The following is a 17,226-nucleotide window of genomic DNA, read 5'->3' on the forward strand; positions in this document are numbered from 1 at the left end:
GAGAGCTGACGCCATCGAACAGCGTTACCTGAAGATGCCCCATGTCGAGAAGGGCATGGCGGTCGGGCTGTTCGGTGGTTCGTTCAACCCGCCGCACGAAGGCCACGTGCTGGTCGCGGACATCGCGCTGCGCCGCCTCGGTCTCGACCAATTGTGGTGGATGGTGACGCCGGGCAATCCCTTGAAGGATCACAGCCATCTCGCGCCGCTGGCGCAGCGGCTGGCGCTTTCGGAGGCGATCACGCCGGATCCGCGCATCAAGGTCACCGCCTTCGAGAAGACGATCGGCCAGAACTATACGGCGCGCACGCTCGAGATCGTCCGGGCGCGCAATCCGGGCGTTCATTTCGTCTGGATCATGGGGGCCGACAGCCTGCGGAATTTCCATCGCTGGCAGAACTGGCAGCGAATCGCCCGCACCTTCCCGATCGCGGTGATCGACCGTCCGGGCTCCACGCTCGCCTTCCTGTCCTCGATCATGGCCAAGACGTTCGACCATGCGCGCGTCGACGAGGAGGATGCCCGGGCGCTGGCCTTCCGTCGCGCCCCGGCCTGGACCTTCATCCACGGACCCCGCTCGCCGCTCAGTTCGAGCGCGCTGCGCCAGCGGGAGGAAACAAAGAAAAACACGGGCAACAAGTAGTGTCTTGAAACCGGTACGTATTGATGCCTAAATCTAGTGGTGGTTCGCGGCATCTGACGCGAATCACGACCGTGCCAGACCTGTTAAAGTGGAAAGGATTTGCTCTGACAACAGTGCACGCGAAGGGGGGCGTTCGTAACGCTCTTCCCAAAAGCGCAGGACGTGGCGACGATGCCGCCGAACGCGCTCTTCAAGCGGTCCTCGCAAGCCTCGAGGACTCGAAGGCAGAAGATATCGTCTCGATCGACATTGCTGGGAAATCGGCGCTGGGCGACTACATGGTGGTCGCGTCCGGACGATCCAGCCGTCATGTCGCGGCGATCTGTGACCACCTGATCACCGACCTCAAGGATGAAGGCTTCGGTTCCGCCCGCGTCGAAGGGCTGGAGACCGGTGACTGGGTGCTGATCGATACGGGCGACGTCATCGTCCACGTGTTCCGTCCTGAAATCCGCGAGTTCTACAACATCGAGAAGATGTGGGCGGCTCCGGACATGGAAGAGGGCACGTTGCACTAGATCGTCGCACCGCCCGGGTTCGGGCGTCGCCTGCGGCCATATTTCCGGCACCCTTTCGGGTGGGCAGTGTCGCTGTGTGCGTCGGAGGAACCGGGTAGATGCGGATCGGACTTTTTGCGGTCGGACGGCTGAAGGCCGGGCCTGAGAAGGAACTTGCCGCGCGCTATCTCGACCGGGTTGCGAAATCGGGACCGGCCGTGGGGCTGGAGCTCGGCAAGATTTCCGAGGTTGCGGAAAGCCGGGCCTCCAATCCGGAGACGCGCAAGCGCGAGGAAGCCGCGCTCCTGGAAAAGGCGTTGCCGGCCGATGCCGTGCTCCTGCTTCTGGACGAACGCGGCAAGGCGGTCGGCTCGGAAGACTTTGCCGAGCTGCTCGGCCGCTGGCGCGATGCCGGCAAGCGGGACCTGATGATCGCCATCGGCGGCGCCGATGGGCTCGATCCGGTGCTTCGCGAGCGGGCCGACCAGGTTCTGTGCCTCGGCAAGATGACATGGCCGCACCAGCTGGTCCGCATCCTGATCGCCGAACAGCTCTATCGGGCGGTCACCATTCTTTCGGGGCATCCCTATCATCGGGTGTGAGCGCGTCGTGCCGCGGCGGCCCAACGGAAAATTGATTTCGATGTGCATCGGCGAGTGCGCTAGACACATGGCAAAAGGCAAGGCGCGCAGCATAACCACGTTGGCCCCGTCCTGGAACGACACCTGCACGGCGACCCTGCTGTGGCGACGGCAGCGCGCGCTCCGGTTGCTCGCCCTCGTCCTCGGCCTGTCGCTGGCCTCCCCGCTTTCCGCCCATTCCGCCGAGCCGACGGTGAGCCTCGCCCCGACCGGTCGCGTCACCGCCCAGGCCGGCCCGCCCGTCGATCCCGCCGCGGGCATTGCGCTGCGCCGGGACACCACGCGCCAGGAGCTGGAGCAGCTGTCGAAGACGATCACGCTGTCGGAAGAAAAGGTGCGCGACCTTGAGGCCAGCATCGGCAAGCTGGAAAAGGATCGCGCCACGTTGCGCGAGGCCATCGTCCAGTCGGCGCGCGCACGCCAGGAGATGGAAGCAAGGATCCTGGCGGGCGAGCGGCGGCTTGAAGCCATGCGCGGCGACGAGGATGCCGCACGCCTGTCGCTGCACGAACGCCGCGGCCTGCTGGCCGAGGTGCTGGCGGCACTGCAGCGCATGGGGCGCAATCCGCCGCCTGCGATCCTCGTGACCCCGGACGATGCGCTCGCCTCCGTCCGGAGCGCGATCCTGCTCGGAGCGGTGGTTCCGGGCATCCGCGCCGAGACGGACAAGCTGGTCGCCGACCTGCAGCGACTGACGACGATCCGCACGGAGATCGGCAAGGAGAAGGCCGAGCTTGCGAGCGCCATGGCGAGCAGGCTCGAAGAGGAAAAACGCTCCGAACTGCTGATCGGCCAGAACGAGGCGCTCGCGGCGGAAAACACCCGCACGCTGGAGGCCGAACGCCGGCGCTCTGAGGAGCTTGCGGGGCGGGCCACCAGCCTCGAGGGCCTGATCGGCAGCCTCGAGGCCGAGATCGCCTCGGTGCGCGAGGCGGCGGCGCTGGCGCGCGTGCAGGAGGCCGAACGGGCGCGCCAGACCGAGGAGGAGCGGGCCAGGGCGCGGGAGGCGGCGCTCTCCGCATCGCCCGACAAAAACCGCATTGCTCCCGCATATCCCTTCTCCGAATTGCACAAGCGCCTGGCCTATCCGGTTGCGGGTGAGCCCGTGCGGCAGTTCGGCGATGCGGATGGTACGGGTCATTCCGCCCAGGGGCTGATTCTCGCGACAAACCCGGGTGCGCTGGTGACGGCGCCCGCCGACGGGTGGGTGGTGTTCGCGGGCATGTTCCGGAGCTACGGGCGGATGGTCATCCTCAACGCCGGCGAGGACTACCACCTCGTGCTTTCGGGCATGGACCAGGTGAATGTACGGGAAGGCCAGTTCGTCGTGGCGGGTGAACCGCTGGCGGTGATGGGGGCGAAAAGAGTGGCGAGTGTAAACGCATTGGCGCTGGAAACGGATCGGCCGACGCTTTACATTGAGTTTCGAAAGAATGGCAAACCGGTTGATCCTCGGCCGTGGTGGTCTGCTACAGTGTCTGGAAAGGTACGCAATGATTCGTAGGGCTTCCCTTGTTCTCGTCGGGGCACTGATGGGTGCCACTGCCATGAGCGCAGTCTACTCGCTGACGGTGCCGGCCGAGGCGGCCGGAGCATCGACCTATCGCGAACTTTCGATCTTCGGCGACGTGTTCGAGCGCGTCCGTGCCCAGTATGTGACGCCTCCGAAGGAAGACCAGCTGATCGAGAACGCCATCAACGGCATGCTCTCCTCGCTGGATCCGCATTCCTCCTACATGAACTCCAAGGACGCCGAGGAAATGCGCACGCAGACGCGCGGCGAGTTCGGCGGCCTCGGCATCGAGGTGACCATGGAGGATGAACTCGTCAAGGTCATCACGCCGATCGACGACACGCCGGCGGCGCGCGCGGGCGTGCTTGCGGGCGACCTGATCTCGAAGATCGACGGCGCCGACGTGCGCGGCCTCAAGCTCGAGGAAGCCGTCGACAAGATGCGCGGCAAGGTCAATACGCCGATCAAGCTGACGATCCTGCGCAAGGGCGCCGACAAGCCGATCGAGCTGACGATCATGCGCGACATCATCGCGGTCAAGGCCGTCAAGTACCGGGTCGAGAACGACGTCGGCTACCTGCGCGTCATCTCGTTCACGGAGAAGACCTTCGACGACCTCGAAGCCGGCATCGAGAAGATCAAGGCCGATGTTCCGGCCGACAAGCTGAAGGGCTACGTGCTCGACCTGCGCCTCAACCCGGGCGGCCTGCTCGACCAGGCGATCAACGTTTCCGACGCCTTCCTCGAGCGCGGCGAAGTGGTCTCGACCCGTGGCCGCAACGAAGACGAGACCCGCCGGTTCAACGCCTCCCCGGGCGACCTGACCGACGGCAAACCGGTCATCGTGCTCGTCAACGGCGGCTCCGCCTCCGCGTCGGAGATCGTGGCCGGCGCGCTTCAGGACCTTCGCCGTGCGACGGTCGTCGGCACGCGCTCGTTCGGCAAGGGCTCGGTGCAGACGATCATTCCGCTCGGCGACGCCGGCGCGCTGCGTCTGACGACGGCGCTCTACTACACGCCCTCCGGCAAGTCGATCCAGGGCACCGGCATCACGCCGGACATCACCGTCGAGCAGCCGCTGCCGCCCGAACTGCAGGGCAAGCTCGAGACTGCCGGCGAATCGAGCCTGCGCGGCCACATCAAGGGCCAGAGCGAGAGCGACGAGGGTTCGGGCTCGGCAGCCTATGTGCCGCCGGAAGCCAAGGACGACCTCCAGCTTCAGTATGCGCTCGAACTGCTGCGCGGCCAGAAGACCGACCCGTCCTTTCCGGCCAATCCGGAAAAGGCAGAGCTGAAGAACTAGCGCTGGTGCCCGGGTCGACCTCGCATCGATCCGGGCCTGCGCCGTCAAGGTCAGGGCGGCCGCTCCTTGGGAACCGATCTCAACGCACCCCTCGGTCAGAACCGGAAGGTGTCGCCCGGCCGCAACCGCGCGCCCCGCATCAGCGCCGCGCGGCTTGCTGCGGCCTGTGCCGTGGTCGCCATCCTTGGCGGGTCGCTCTGGAGCCTGCTCGCACCCCGCGGCTCCTTCAAGACGCCGGATCCGCCCGGGCAACAGACGGCGCAGGCTGAGAGGCCTTCTTCAGAGAGCGCTACTGCCGGCAGCACGTCCGGCGGCGATCCGTCGGACAAGCCGGGGGTTCGCCGCGAACGGGGCTTGTCCGGCGCGGAGATCGAGGAAACGCGCAATCCCGACGGCAGCATCGTACGGACGTTCACGCCGAAGGCGCGCGACGGCGCCGGCCCGCTGATCCTGGATGCCAGCCGGGTCGGCCAGGATCCCCGCTCGGCCGCCTTCCCCAACGACGACCTGATCGAGGACACCGCATTCGGCAAGCTGCCGATCATCGGCCCGGACGGGCTGCGCCCGGTCGAGCAATATGCCCGCCCCTGGTCCGGCGCACGCGGCACGCGGGTCGCAATCGTCGTCGGCGGGCTGGGGCTCAGCCAGACCGGCACCCAGCGGGCGATCCGCGACCTGCCCGGCGAAATCACGCTGGCCTTCGCCGCCACCGGCAACAGCCTACCCCGCTGGATGCAGGAGGCCCGACGCGACGGTCACGAGATCCTTCTGCAGGTTCCGCTGGAACCGTTCGACGATGCGGACAACGATCCGGGGGCACACACGCTCCTCGCCGACGCCGGAGCGAAGAAGAATCTCGACGAGCTCCACCGCGCCATGGGGCAGATCACCAACTATACCGGCATCATGAACTACATGGGTGGCCGGTTTCTGTCCGATGCGGACGCGGTCGAGCCGGTCATGCGCGACATCGCCGAGCGCGGGCTGCTCTTTCTGGACGACGGTTCGTCGGCGCAATCGCTGTCGGGCACGGTGGCCGGGGCGCTGGACATGCCCCACGCCTTTGCCGACATCCAGCTCGACGGAACGCTGTCGCGCGAGGCGATCCTGCGCAAGCTCGACGAACTCGAGCGCGTCGCGCGCCGCAACGGAACCGCGATCGGGGTGGCCTCGGCCTTCGACGAGAGCATCGAGGCGATCGCCGGCTGGAGCGAGGAGGCGAGCCGGCGCGGGATCGAGATCGTCGGCGTCGCGGCCGTGGCCGACAACCCTTCCAAGCAATAGGATCGACGATGAGCAAGGACAAGAAGAAGCCGGTCTCGGCGGAGGACCTCCCCTATCGCCCCTGCGTCGGCGTCATGGTGCTGAACCGCGACGGCCTGGTCTGGGCGGGGCGTCGAATCGCCATCGGCAATTCCGAGTACGACGGCTCGCCGCAACTCTGGCAGATGCCGCAGGGCGGGATCGATCGCGACGAGGATCCGTTGCAGGCCGCCCGGCGCGAGCTCTACGAGGAGACCGGCATGCAAACGGTGTCGCTGCTCGCAGATGCCGGACGATGGATCAACTACGACCTGCCGGCGCATCTGATCGGCATCGGCCTGAAGGGCAAGTATCGCGGCCAGACCCAGCGATGGTATGCCTTCCGCTTCGAGGGCGACGAGAGCGAGATCGCGATCAATCCGCCTCCGGGCGGGCATGAGGCGGAGTTCGACGCCTGGGCGTGGAAACCCATGCAGGCGCTTCCGGATCTCATCGTTCCCTTCAAGCGCAAGGTCTATGAGGAGGTTGTCGCCGCCTTCAGGCATCTGGCACCCTGAGGCGGGCCCCAGCGTGTCGCCATTGTGATAAAGATGGAGCCGCCCCGATGCCGGGGCGGCTCCTCGGTTTCAGGTTGCAACGAGATCAGAGGAAGCTGAAATCGTCGACCGACAGCGTCTTGATACCGTTCAGCGTGGCCACGAGCTCGAGATCGGCATCCGCACCCTTGCCGTCGGCGTCGAACCACAGGCGGCCATTGTCCGATTCGAACAGGAAGGTGCCCTTGCTGCTCGTGGAGACGGGGTCTGCGCCGACGACGAGCGTGACGGTCTTGTCGGCCGACGCGATACCGTAGGACGCCTTGCTGATGACGAGCTTGTCCTGGCCACGCGTGAAGTCGGTGATGACGTCACCTTCGCCATCGCGACCGGCGCTGTCGAAGACGAACTGGTCCTTGCCGGAGCCGCCGGTCAGCCAGTCGTCGCCGGCGCCGCCGATGAGCTTGTCGTTGCCGGTGCGCCCGTCGAGGACGTCGTCCGAACCGTTGCCGTAGAACACGTTGTCGGTGGCATCGCCGCGGATCGCATCGTCATGGGAGCTGCCCTGCACGATCTCGATGTTCTTGACCGTCAGGCCGAGCGCGAAGCCCTTGTTGGCGGACTGGGTCTGCAGATCGAGCACGATCGAGGTGCCGCCCTCCTTGAAGTACAGCGTGTCGATACCCGTTCCGCCGTCGAATACATCCTTGCCACCAAACTCGGTCCGGACAAGCCTGTCGTTGTCGGCATCGCCATACAGCAGGTCATCGCCCGCGCCATCTTCAAGCCTGTCGGCGCCGAAACCGCCGCGCAGGGTATCGTTGCCGGCGTTGCCCCTTAGCCAATCCGCCAGCGATCCGCCAGCGATCATGTCCTTTGCCTTACCGCCGTCGTAATCTAGGGTTTCAAAGCCCTTGACGAGCGTCGTTGCATCGACCTTCACCGTGCCGCTCGAGAAATTGAACGCGATATCCTTCGTCTGCTCGCTCATCAGCAGGTGCAGGTCATCCGTCCCCTCGCCGCCATCGGCCGCGTCGCCGGCACCGGCATAGACGTCGTCATTGCCCTTGTCGGCGTAGAGGCGGTCCTTGCCACCGGTCAGGTTGGGGCCATCGCCATAGAGGGTGTCGTTGCCGTCCCCGCCATAGAGCGTGTCGTTGCCGGTATCGCCGGAAAGCGTGTCGTTTCCACCGCCGCCGGAGAGCGTGTCGTCCCCGCTCCGGCCCCGCAGGTGGTCCGTCAGGCTGCCGCCGGTGAACACATCCTTGCCGCTGCCGCCGAAGAGAGACACGCGTTCGACGTTCTTCACCGTCACCGGCGCATTCGTGACCGTGACGGACGTCGCAACCTTGTAGGTGATACCCTGCGTGTACTTGCTGAAGTCGATCGAGGCGAAATCCGTGCCCGTACCTCCGTCAAGCGTCAATTTGCCCGTCGAAGCCTCACGGGTAAACTCGTCGTCACCATCCCCGAGGTTGACGGCATAGTGGCCCGTCGCCCTCGCGCCGTCCCGTACCCAAACATCGTCGGATCCGGTGCCGGCATCGATCACATTGGATCCGCCGGAATCGCGGATGTTGTCGCTGCCAGCACCGCCGGTAATCCTGTCGTTGCCCTCGCCGCCGTCCAATACGTCCGCAAAGGCAGTGCCCAGCAACGTGTCGTTACCGGCGTTGCCGAAGAAGCTGACACCCCTAGCCGAGCCGACTGATTTCACCACATCGTTTCCGGAACCGAATTCGACCTGGAAGTACTCGAAATTTTTCATCCATGTGCCGTCGGTCATCGATGCGGTCGAACCGCTGACGGAGAAGTTCTGGCTGGAAGTCAGGGACTTGCGGTCGACGTAGACCCGGTCCGTTTGTGCACCGCCATCCGCCTTGTCCATGCCACCATCGCCCAGATAGACGAGGTCGTCGCCATCACCGCCAACAACTGAGTCCTTCCCAGTCCCCGCGCGAAGCTGGTCGTTGCCGCTGCCACCATTGATGGCGTCGTTTCCGGCGCCGGCATCGACCACGTCGCTGCCGCTGCCGGTGGTGATGACATTGGAGCCGGTCCCCGTTGCATAGATGCTGTAGTGCTCGATGCCGACGAAGGTCGTGCCGCCGGAAAGGGTATTCGTCTGCGTCGGCAGCTTTGCCGTGAAGTTACCCGCGAACTTGGTCACGACCAGGCGATCGCTGCCGGAACTGTCGCTGATCGTGTCTTTGCCATCGCCGAAGGCGTAGTTGTAGGTATCGTTGCCGGTGCTGCCAGTGATCGTGTCGTTGCCGAGACCACCTGTCAACGTGTCGTCGCCGGTGCCGCCGGAAAGGGTGTCGTTACCTTCTCCGCCATCAAGGCTGTCGTTGCCGTCGTCGCCATAGAGAATGTCATTGCCCTTGCCGCCGCCGACGATGTCGCCGTCGTCGCCTCCATAGACCTTGTCGTCACCGTCGTCGCCGGAAAGGATGTCGACGCCCTTTTCGCCGTAGAGCGTATCCTTGCCCTCGTCGCCATTGAGGATGTCGACGCCGTAGCCGCCATAGAGGGTGTCGTCGTCCTCGCCGCCGCCCAGGATGTCGCTGCCGCGACCGCCCTTCAGCACGTCCTTGCCGGCGCCGCCGGTGAACATGTCGGCATAGTTGCCGCCGGTGATGCTGTCGGCGAAGTCGGTGCCGGTGATCTGGTAGCTCTCGACATAGCTCGTCTTGAGGTTGCCGAGTAGGGTCTGCGGCGTGATCCAGTCCTTGATGACGAGGGACAGGCCGCTGGTGTGATCGCTGTAGTCGACGATTAGCCGATCGGTGCCGGATCCACCGTCGAGAATGTCGCCGTTGATTTCCTCCAGCGTGCCGGCCATCAGCGTGTCCCTGCCGGATCCGCCGTTGAGGCGGTCTGCACCGCCGCCGCCGCTGAGAAGGTCGTCGCCGCTGTCGCCGTTCAGCGTGTCAGCGCCGATATCGCCCGCGAGGTAGTCGCTCTGGAAGGATCCGTTGAGCTGGTCGTCGCCCTCGCCCCCCATGATTGTATCGGCTCCCATGCCGCCGTCGGCGATGTCGGCGCCGTTGAGCAGAAGGATCATATCGCCTTCTTCAAGATCGGTGCCTTTCAGATTGTCGGCTCCCATCGAGCCCATGATCGTACCCATTCGTCTCTCCTGATGTTCGGTTTACGGAAATTGATATTTCCGGGCAAAGCAGCAGAGCTGGCCCGGTTCGAGGTGGAGGTGCAGCGCGCGGGCGAACGTCGCCGCGATACGCGCCATTTTTGCTTTCTCGTCACTGCACCTGATCGTTCCTCCACCGCGCCAGACGAGGCGTCCGGCATCGCTTCGGCGCGGGATGCACCGATTGCGCCGCCATATTGTTGAAAAACAACGCGATCCCTGTTCCTGCGGTAACTGACAGTTGCGCGGCGATACACGCAGCGGTCGAATTTTCGCATGAACACGCAAGGGACGATGACTGAAGCGAGCGCGGCAGGGCGGAAGGGTCGACCGAACTGGAAGCTGTAGCCAGTGTCGGAGGCGACGATGGGTTGCGGAGAAAGCGCGAGAGCGTGGACCGGGTGCGGGAGGCCGCCCCCGGCAGTCCTGGAATTCACTGGCGGGGCAATCTTGGGCCGCATCCTGGACATCAGGGGTGAAGTTGGTCTGCCGTGGTCGAACTGCTCAAGTGGGACCCGGTTGAGCGCGGGGGGCACCCAGTCCGGCTCCGGGCCATCAGGGGGGCGTGCCCGAAGCCCGACAGGCGTGTCGCCGCCGTCACGGTCGCCGTACGAGACCTCGAGGTGGCCGAGGTGTCCGGCGTCGATGAGCAGCGCTGCGCGGCGCAAGGGAACGGTGCCGTTCCGGAGAACCGCGCGCGGCTGGGGAGGGATTGGCGAACCGGGCAGGCGCACCGGAAACCGTCCGATGGTCGCCCGCAATTCGCGGTCAGGCTGCAATCGGGGGACGCCGGCCGCGGCAACGGGAGGATTGTGCAGTGCTGGCTGGAATGTGTGCCTCGCCGTCCCTGGCCGAGCGGAGGGTTTGGCCCAGGTGTGGTGCCAAGATTTGGGCAGCCAGGCGTGTTCCTGGCTGCTTGGCCAAGCCGTCGAACGGGGCGCGGTTTCGCCCCGACGGTGACGCACCGACAGGCTGCTGGCGCAGCGCGTGACCCGAATGGCGGAACGGTTGACGTCGAGCGCGCGGAACCTCACGGGTTCAGTCGGCGCGATGGGTCTGTCTTTTGTGGTGGTCCAGAAACGCAAAATCCCCGGCGGTGTGCCGGGGATCTTCGGAACGGCCGATGAAAAGGCCGCTTGCTATTCCGCCTCGTTGGCCGGGGCGGCGTTGAGCTGGCCGTATTTCTCGGCGCCGAGTTTTTCGAACAGGTCCAGCTGCGTCTCGAGGAAGTCGATGTGGCCTTCCTCGTCGGCGAGGAGCTCTTCGAAAAGCTTCATGGAGACATAGTCGCCCGCGTCATGACAGATGTCGCGGGACTTCTTGTAGGCCGTCCGGGCGTCATACTCGCCGGCGAGGTCCGCTTCGAGGACTTCCTTGACATTCTGGCCGATGCGCAGCGGTGCGAGCGTCTGCAGGTTGGGATGGCCCTCGAGGAAGATGATGCGCGCGACAAGCTTGTCGGCGTGGTGCATCTCCTCGATCGACTCGGCGCGCTCCTTCTTGGCAAGGAGGGTGTAGCCCCAGTCTTCCAGCAGGCGGTAGTGAACCCAGTATTGATTGACGGCGCCGAGTTCTAGGAAGAGCGCTTCGTTAAGCTGCTCGATTACTTTTTTGTCGCCTTTCAATGTCCGCTCTCCTGTTGTCTTCATGGAACTGTTTGAGGCGGATCATGAAATCAAATATCTCGGCATCCGTCGAGTGGCGCTCGGCGTGATAGCGTTCGGTGGTGCGGATGATGATGTCGACGACATTGGGGAAACAGCCGCAGCAGCGGCCGCGTTTTTCCATCGCATGGTAGACTTTCGCGGGCACGATCAGCTGCCAACGATCCTGGTCGAGGAGGTCGTTGATGACGTCCACGATCTCTTTTTCACTGATGAAGTTACAGCTGCAAACCAGCATTCGTTCTGCCTGCCATGCGCAATGCCCTGATTTCCTGCGATTAAGCAAAAGGCGATATTTGCTGTCAAGATAAAACAGGTCAGCATTGCTGCCGCTCTCTTTACATTGGTTCTAAACTTGAAAGTTTCCTTCGCCTTTTCAAAATGTTGCGAGGTCTCCCATCGCCACTTGCAAGGCGCCTTTCCCGCGCTCGCGCGCGATCACTTTTTGTTGCATCGGCGCCTTTTCCATCTGCCAAAGAAGAAAGCCGGAGCCTGCGGCCGGGTCGGGTGGAAGACCGTGGCGGGGCCTCGATCCGGATGCCCTCACTGGAAGTTGCGCCCCTTCGGCATGACGCCGGCGTCGCGTCGCAGTTCGGACTGGAGGTCCCGCATCCGGCTCGCCTCCCGTCCGGCCTGCCGCAACTGCCGGAGCGCCCGTTTGTCGCGGCCCTCCTCGTCCACCGGATGCAGGACCTCGTCGGCCCGACTCATGGCGGCGAAGCTGCGCAACTCGCTCTTCAGGAGACCGAGCGCCTGGGTCCAGTCCTCCAGGTGTTCTGCCACCACGTGAATGACGCCGCTTTCACGCTGCAGCCGGCCGCGCACCCGGACAAGACGCGCGCCCATCACCACCCGGCGATAGGCCTCCATCGTCTTCTTCCAGATGATGATGTTGGCGATCCCGGTTTCGTCCTCGATGGTCATGAAGACCACGCCCTTGGCGGAACCCGGCTGCTGGCGGACGAGGACGAGCCCGGCGACGGTGACGATGCTGCCCTTCGGCGCGCTTTCCAGTCCATCGTTGCGTGTGATGCCCTGGCGGGCGAAATCGGCGCGCATGAAGGAGACCGGATGCGCCTTCAGCGACAGCGTCAGGTAGCGATAGTCGTTCAGCACATGCTCGCCCGCCGGCATCGCCGGCAGGGGCACCTGCGGCTCCGGCCGCAGCTCGTCCGTTCCCGCCCGTTCGAACAGCGGCAGGGGGGCCGCCCCGCTCGTCTCGTCGAGCGCCTTGACGGCCCAGAGGGCGGCGCGCCGGTCGAGGTTCATCGAGCGGAAGGCATCGGCGTCGGCGAGCCGTTCGAGGACGCTGCGCGAAAGGCCGGAGCGAAGCCAGAGATCGCGCACGGACCGGTAGCCGTCCTGCCGCCTTGCCACGAGTTCGGCCATGTCCTTCTCCCGCAGCCCCTTCACGAGCCGGAAACCCAGCCGGACCGCCTTCTGTGATCTTATCACCGTGCGCATCTGCCGGTGGCGCGGCGCGATCGCGGCCGGATCGAAGGCGCCCTCCCCCTCGAGCGTGCAATCCCAGTCGGAGTGGTTGACGTCGACGCTGCGAATGTCGACGCCGTGTTCGCGCGCATCGCGCACGAGCTGGGCCGGCGCATAGAAGCCCATCGGCTGGGCGTTGAGGATCGCCGCGCAGAAGACATCGGGATAATAGGCCTTCAGCCAGGACGAGGCATAGACGAGAAGCGCGAAGGAGGCGGCGTGGCTCTCGGGGAAGCCGTATTCGCCGAAACCCTCGATCTGGCTGAAGCAGCGTTCGGCGAATTCGCGCGTGTAGCCCTTGCCGAGCATGCCGTCGATCATCTGCTGGCGGAAATCGCCGACCTGGCCGGTCCGGCGGAAGGTGGCCATGGCACGGCGGAGCTTGTCGGCCTGGGCGGGCGAAAAGCCGGCCGCGGTAATGGCGATCTGCATGGCCTGTTCCTGGAAGAGCGGAACGCCGAGCGTCCGCTCCAGCACCGCGCGGATCTCCTCCTTCGGATAGATCACCTGTTCCTTGCCCTCCCGCCGCTTCAGATAGGGGTGGACCATGTCGCCCTGGATCGGCCCGGGGCGGACGATCGCCACCTCGATGACGAGGTCGTAGAACCGGCGGGGCTTCAGGCGCGGCAGCATGCTCATCTGCGCGCGGCTCTCGATCTGGAAGACGCCCAGCGTGTCGGCCCGGCAGATCATGTCGTAGACCTCGGGCTTGTCGTCGACATAGATCTCCGCAAGCGTCTTCGGCGTCTGATAATGGCTTTCCAGCAGCCGGAAGGCCCTGGCGATGCAGGTCAGCATGCCGAGCGCCAGAACGTCGACCTTCAGGAGCTTCAGCGTGTCGAGATCGTCCTTGTCCCATTCGACCATGTAGCGGTCGGGCATGGCTGTCGGCATGATCGGAACGATCTCGTCGAGCCGGTCCCTGGTGATGAGAAACCCGCCGACATGCTGGGAAAGGTGGCGCGGAAAGTCCAGCAGCCGCCCGGCACAGGACAGCACCTTGCCGGTGGTCGGGTCGTTGACGTCGAGGCCGGCCGCCTTCACCTGTTCTTCGGAGAAGGAAGACCGCCCCCAACCCCAGATCGAGCCGGAGAGGGCGGACTGCACGTCGTCGGACAGGCCGAACGCCTTGGCGACCTCGCGACCGGCCGAGCGGCCGCGATAGCTGATGACGGCCGCGGCCAGCCCCGCATGCTCCTTTCCGTAGGTCGCGTAGATGTATTCGATGACCTCCTGCCGCCGTTCGTGCTCGAAATCGACGTCGATATCGGGCGGCTCGTCGCGGTCCTCGGAGAGGAAGCGGTCGAACAGCAGCGTGAACCTGTCCGGGTCGACCTCGGTAATTCCCAGGCAATAGCAGACCGAGGAGTTGGCGGCCGAGCCGCGCCCCTGGCAGAGGATGCCCTTGCTGCGGGCGAAGGCGACCAGCTTGTGGACCGTCAGGAAATAGGATTCGTAGTTCTTCCTGCGGATCAGGGCGAGTTCATAGGCAAGCCGTTCCTCCACCTTGGGCGGAATGCCGCCGGGATAGCGCCTGGCGCCGCCTTCGCGCACGAGCCGCAACAGCGTCTGCGCCGGGGTCGAGCCCGGGTCGGATTCGTCCGGATACTGGTGGCCGAGCTCCTCCAGGTCGAACGTCAGGCCGAAGAAGAAGCGCTCGGTATTGGCGATCGCCTCGGGATAGTCGCGCAGAAGCCGCGCCATCTCGGCGTGACCCTTGAGGTAGCGCTCGGCGTTCGCCTGGCGCGCGAAGCCGAGCGCGTCGATCGTCTTCCTGCTGCGGATGGCCGTCACCACATCGGCGAGCGGCCGGCTTTCGGCGACGTCGTAGAGCGGGTCGTTGCTGGCGATGGTGCGGATGCGGGCCTGTCCCGCCAGCTGGGCCAGGACGGCAAGGTCGTGCCGGTCGCAGCCGTCACGGCGCGGCACCAGGGCGAGATAGAGCCTGTCGCCGGCGTGCTCCCGCAGGCGGGCCAGAACCCCCTTCAGCCGGTCCGCATCGGGCCGGCCTGGGGCCGGCATGACGGCGAGCTGGAGGTCGGCCTGCCATTCCAGCAGGTCGGCCAGGAAAAGGATGCATTCTCCCTTGCGTGCCCGCAGGTTGCCGGTGCTCAGCAGGCGGCAGAGATGGCCCCAGCCGCGGCGGTTCTTCGGATAGGCGAGGATGTCGGGCGTCCCGTCGGCAAAGACCAGCCGGGCGCCGGGGCGGAACGAGGCGTATTTCTCGAAACGGGCCTTGCTGTGCGCCCGCACGACGCCGGCCACCGTGTTGCGATCGGCGATGCCGAGGCCGGCAAGGCCGATCCGCCCGGCGGTCGCCACCATGGCCTCGGCGGAGGCGGCCCCTTCCAGGAAGGAGAAATTGGTGCGCGCGCCGAATTCGTAGAAGGCCGGGGCGGTGCTCATGCGAAGACCCCGTGGATGAACCAGCGGGGACGTGCGGCATCGTCCCGGTAGATCCCCTCGCGGAAGAGCCAGAAGCGGCGGCCGGCATCGTCCTCGACGCGGAAGTAGTCGCGGGACGGCTGGTCCTCGCCGTCGATCCACCATTCGGCGGCGATCCGCTCCGGCCCTTCCGTCCGGGTGATGCGGTGGAAGCTGCGGCGCCAGCGGAAGGTCTTCGGGGCGTCCTCCGGCACGCCGGCCACGGTCTCGACCGGTTCGGGCGGGGCGAACAGGCGAAGGGGACGATCTTGGGCGGACGTGGATTTCGCCGGCCTTGCCGCCCCGGCGCCCAGTCCCTCACCGGCGCCCGGTCCGCCCTCCCAGAGATCCAGGACGGAAACGAGATGGGCCGCGCGCTCCGGCACATGGCTTTCGGGAAGGGTGACGGCGAAGAGGCTCTCCGGACCGAAGCGGGCCACGACCCGCTCGGCGAAGGCCGAAAGCGGGCCGTTACCGTCCGCGCCGGCGCAAAAGCCCTCCTGCACCGCCTCGAAGGCCTCGCTCCTGAGCACGCAAAGGCGGACGATCTCGAAGCCGTAACCGGCATCCAGGTCGTCATGCACGGCCGCAAGCCGCTCGCGGAAGACAAGCGCGATGCGCTGGGGATCGCGCAAGGGGGTCGAGGTCGCCGCATGGATACGGAAGACCCGGCCATCGACCCGGAAGAGCAGCAGCGCGAACAGGCGACCGCCCTCGCCGCGCCGCTCGAGCCCTTCCCTGAGGGTGCCGGCCAGGTGGGCGGTGAGCGCAAGGACGTCGTCCTCGGACCGGACGGTGTCGAAAAGCCGGCGCTCGGCCGACAGCATCGGCACCGGCAGGCGCGGCGAGATCGGCTCGTCCTCCAGCCCCAGCGCCTGGTCCAGGCGCAGAAGCGGCAGCGGGCCGAAGCGGCGGGCAAGAGGGGCGCGGGGCAAGGGGAAAAGATCGCCGACCGTCTTCAGCCCGACGCGGCCGAGCGGACCGACCACCGCCTCGGGCAGGCGCAATGCCGCGACCGGCAGCGGCGCCAGCGTTTCCGGCGCCGCATCGGTGTCGATCACGCCGCCATCGCCGAAATGGGCGGCCGCCCAGGACAGGCCGACCGAGGACGAAATCGCCCCGCGGGCCTCGATGCCGAGCGCGAAGAGCGAGGACAGCACGCCATCGAGCAGCGCCCGCTCGCCGCCATGCAGATGGGCGCAGCCGGTGATGTCGAGATGGAGCCCGTCGTCCCCGTCCAGGGCCACGAGCGGGGTGTAGCGGTCGCACCAGTCGGCAAGCGCCTCGAGGAGGGCCCGGTCGGCGGCAGGGTCGGCGGGAAGGACGTCCAGCGACGGGCAGATGGCGCGGGCTTCTGCGACCCCCTGCCCCCTGGTCAGGCCGATCCGCTCGGCCTCCCGGTCGAGGAAGGCGATCTGGACGGCCGTGCCGCTGCGGCCGGCGAAGGCGATCGGCGGATGGTCAGGGCGCCCCTTCGAAAGCCACGACCGCCCCCAGCGCGCCCGTGCCACCCGGTCGGCGGGAAGATAGGGAAACCAGAGGCAGAGGATCCTGTGTGCGCCGTTCTGCGCGAGGAGCGGCGGGGCGAGGTTCGAGGCGGCGAAAGCGGCGGTCATCGGGGTTCCACTCCAGGAGTATGCCGAGGGGGTCGGCGAGCTTGCTTTTCTCCGGCGTGACGAGAAAAGCCGGGTTGCCGATGCTGTCTTCGAGCGTCGATCCGTCCGGCAGCGGCCGTTCGGCGGCCGGGGCGGGATCGACGCGCAGGCGACAGCGGGCGCTGCTCGCCTCCTCCTCGCCCGCCTGGCGCAGCAGCAGCAAAAGCGTGCCGTTCGCCCTGGCCCGCAGTTGCAGGCGCCGGCTTTCGGTCAGGCCGAAGCATTCGGGATTGCCGCGGATCTCCAGGATCACGGCCGAAAAGGCCGAAACGCCGAGCGCCGCCTCGGCCATCCAGAGGGCGTCCGGGACCGTGCGGGGCCGGGCGAGAAGAAAGCGTGCCGGATCGAGGCCGTGCTTCATCAGTCCCGGTGCGTAAGGCGTTCCGGCCTCCGAAAGCGCCAGGGCCTGGCTGATCCAGAGGGTCGCCCCGGCGCCTGCCTGCTC

General features: G+C 66.1%; 11 protein-coding genes and 1 pseudogene. 7 read left to right on the forward strand and 5 right to left on the reverse strand.

Features of this window, described 5'->3' with window-relative positions; translation table 11 throughout:
- Positions 1–13: 13 nt before the first annotated feature.
- The 7 genes from P0086_RS11250 to P0086_RS11280 all read left to right on the forward strand — a co-directional run bounded on the left by P0086_RS11250 (position 14) and on the right by P0086_RS11280 (position 6,417).
- Entirely contained in the window at positions 14–643 is a 630-nt protein-coding gene (locus tag P0086_RS11250) for a nicotinate-nucleotide adenylyltransferase (RefSeq protein WP_112596972.1), read from the forward strand.
- A 23-nt stretch (positions 644–666) separates the two neighbouring features.
- Positions 667–1,161, forward strand: coding sequence for a ribosome silencing factor (rsfS, locus tag P0086_RS11255; protein WP_275785448.1), 495 nt, complete (start codon positions 667–669; stop codon positions 1,159–1,161).
- Between the two features lie 98 nt (positions 1,162–1,259).
- On the forward strand, positions 1,260–1,742 hold the full coding sequence (gene rlmH / locus P0086_RS11260) for a 23S rRNA (pseudouridine(1915)-N(3))-methyltransferase RlmH (RefSeq protein WP_275785450.1): 483 nt from the start codon (positions 1,260–1,262) through the stop codon (positions 1,740–1,742).
- A 67-nt stretch (positions 1,743–1,809) separates the two neighbouring features.
- Complete coding sequence (locus P0086_RS11265; RefSeq protein WP_275785452.1) at positions 1,810–3,285, forward strand: murein hydrolase activator EnvC; 1,476 nt, start codon at positions 1,810–1,812, stop codon at positions 3,283–3,285.
- On the forward strand, positions 3,275–4,597 hold the full coding sequence (locus tag P0086_RS11270; protein ID WP_112596778.1) for a S41 family peptidase: 1,323 nt from the start codon (positions 3,275–3,277) through the stop codon (positions 4,595–4,597). The genes P0086_RS11265 and P0086_RS11270 overlap by 11 nt, the downstream gene beginning before the upstream one ends.
- Before the next feature lie 66 nt (positions 4,598–4,663).
- A complete protein-coding gene (locus tag P0086_RS11275) occupies positions 4,664–5,881 on the forward strand; it encodes a divergent polysaccharide deacetylase family protein (protein ID WP_275785455.1) in 1,218 nt (405 codons plus the stop codon).
- Positions 5,882–5,889: 8 nt separating this feature from the next.
- Positions 5,890–6,417, forward strand: coding sequence for an RNA pyrophosphohydrolase (locus P0086_RS11280; RefSeq protein WP_112596775.1), 528 nt, complete (start codon positions 5,890–5,892; stop codon positions 6,415–6,417).
- Between the two features lie 85 nt (positions 6,418–6,502).
- Here P0086_RS11280 and P0086_RS11285 read toward each other — a convergent pair whose 3' ends face one another.
- The 5 genes and pseudogenes from P0086_RS11285 to P0086_RS11305 all read right to left on the reverse strand — a co-directional run bounded on the left by P0086_RS11285 (position 6,503) and on the right by P0086_RS11305 (position 16,742).
- A complete protein-coding gene (locus P0086_RS11285) occupies positions 6,503–9,529 on the reverse strand; it encodes a calcium-binding protein (protein ID WP_275785458.1) in 3,027 nt (1,008 codons plus the stop codon).
- Between the two features lie 1,157 nt (positions 9,530–10,686).
- A complete protein-coding gene (bfr, locus tag P0086_RS11290) occupies positions 10,687–11,172 on the reverse strand; it encodes a bacterioferritin (protein ID WP_112596773.1) in 486 nt (161 codons plus the stop codon).
- Positions 11,138–11,449 (reverse strand): annotated as a pseudogene (locus P0086_RS11295) ((2Fe-2S)-binding protein); the annotation flags it as partial. The gene bfr and the pseudogene P0086_RS11295, both read right to left, overlap by 35 nt.
- A gap of 305 nt (positions 11,450–11,754) precedes the next feature.
- Positions 11,755–15,108: an error-prone DNA polymerase gene (locus P0086_RS11300; RefSeq protein ID WP_275785460.1), complete on the reverse strand. Its 3,354-nt coding sequence runs from the start codon at positions 15,106–15,108 to the stop codon at positions 11,755–11,757.
- Complete coding sequence (locus P0086_RS11305; protein ID WP_275785462.1) at positions 15,105–16,742, reverse strand: DNA polymerase Y family protein; 1,638 nt, start codon at positions 16,740–16,742, stop codon at positions 15,105–15,107. The genes P0086_RS11300 and P0086_RS11305 overlap by 4 nt, the downstream gene beginning before the upstream one ends.
- Positions 16,743–17,226 lie beyond the last annotated feature (484 nt).

The organism is Mycoplana sp. MJR14 (genome assembly GCF_029210525.1).
Lineage (GTDB): Bacteria > Pseudomonadota > Alphaproteobacteria > Rhizobiales > Rhizobiaceae > Mycoplana.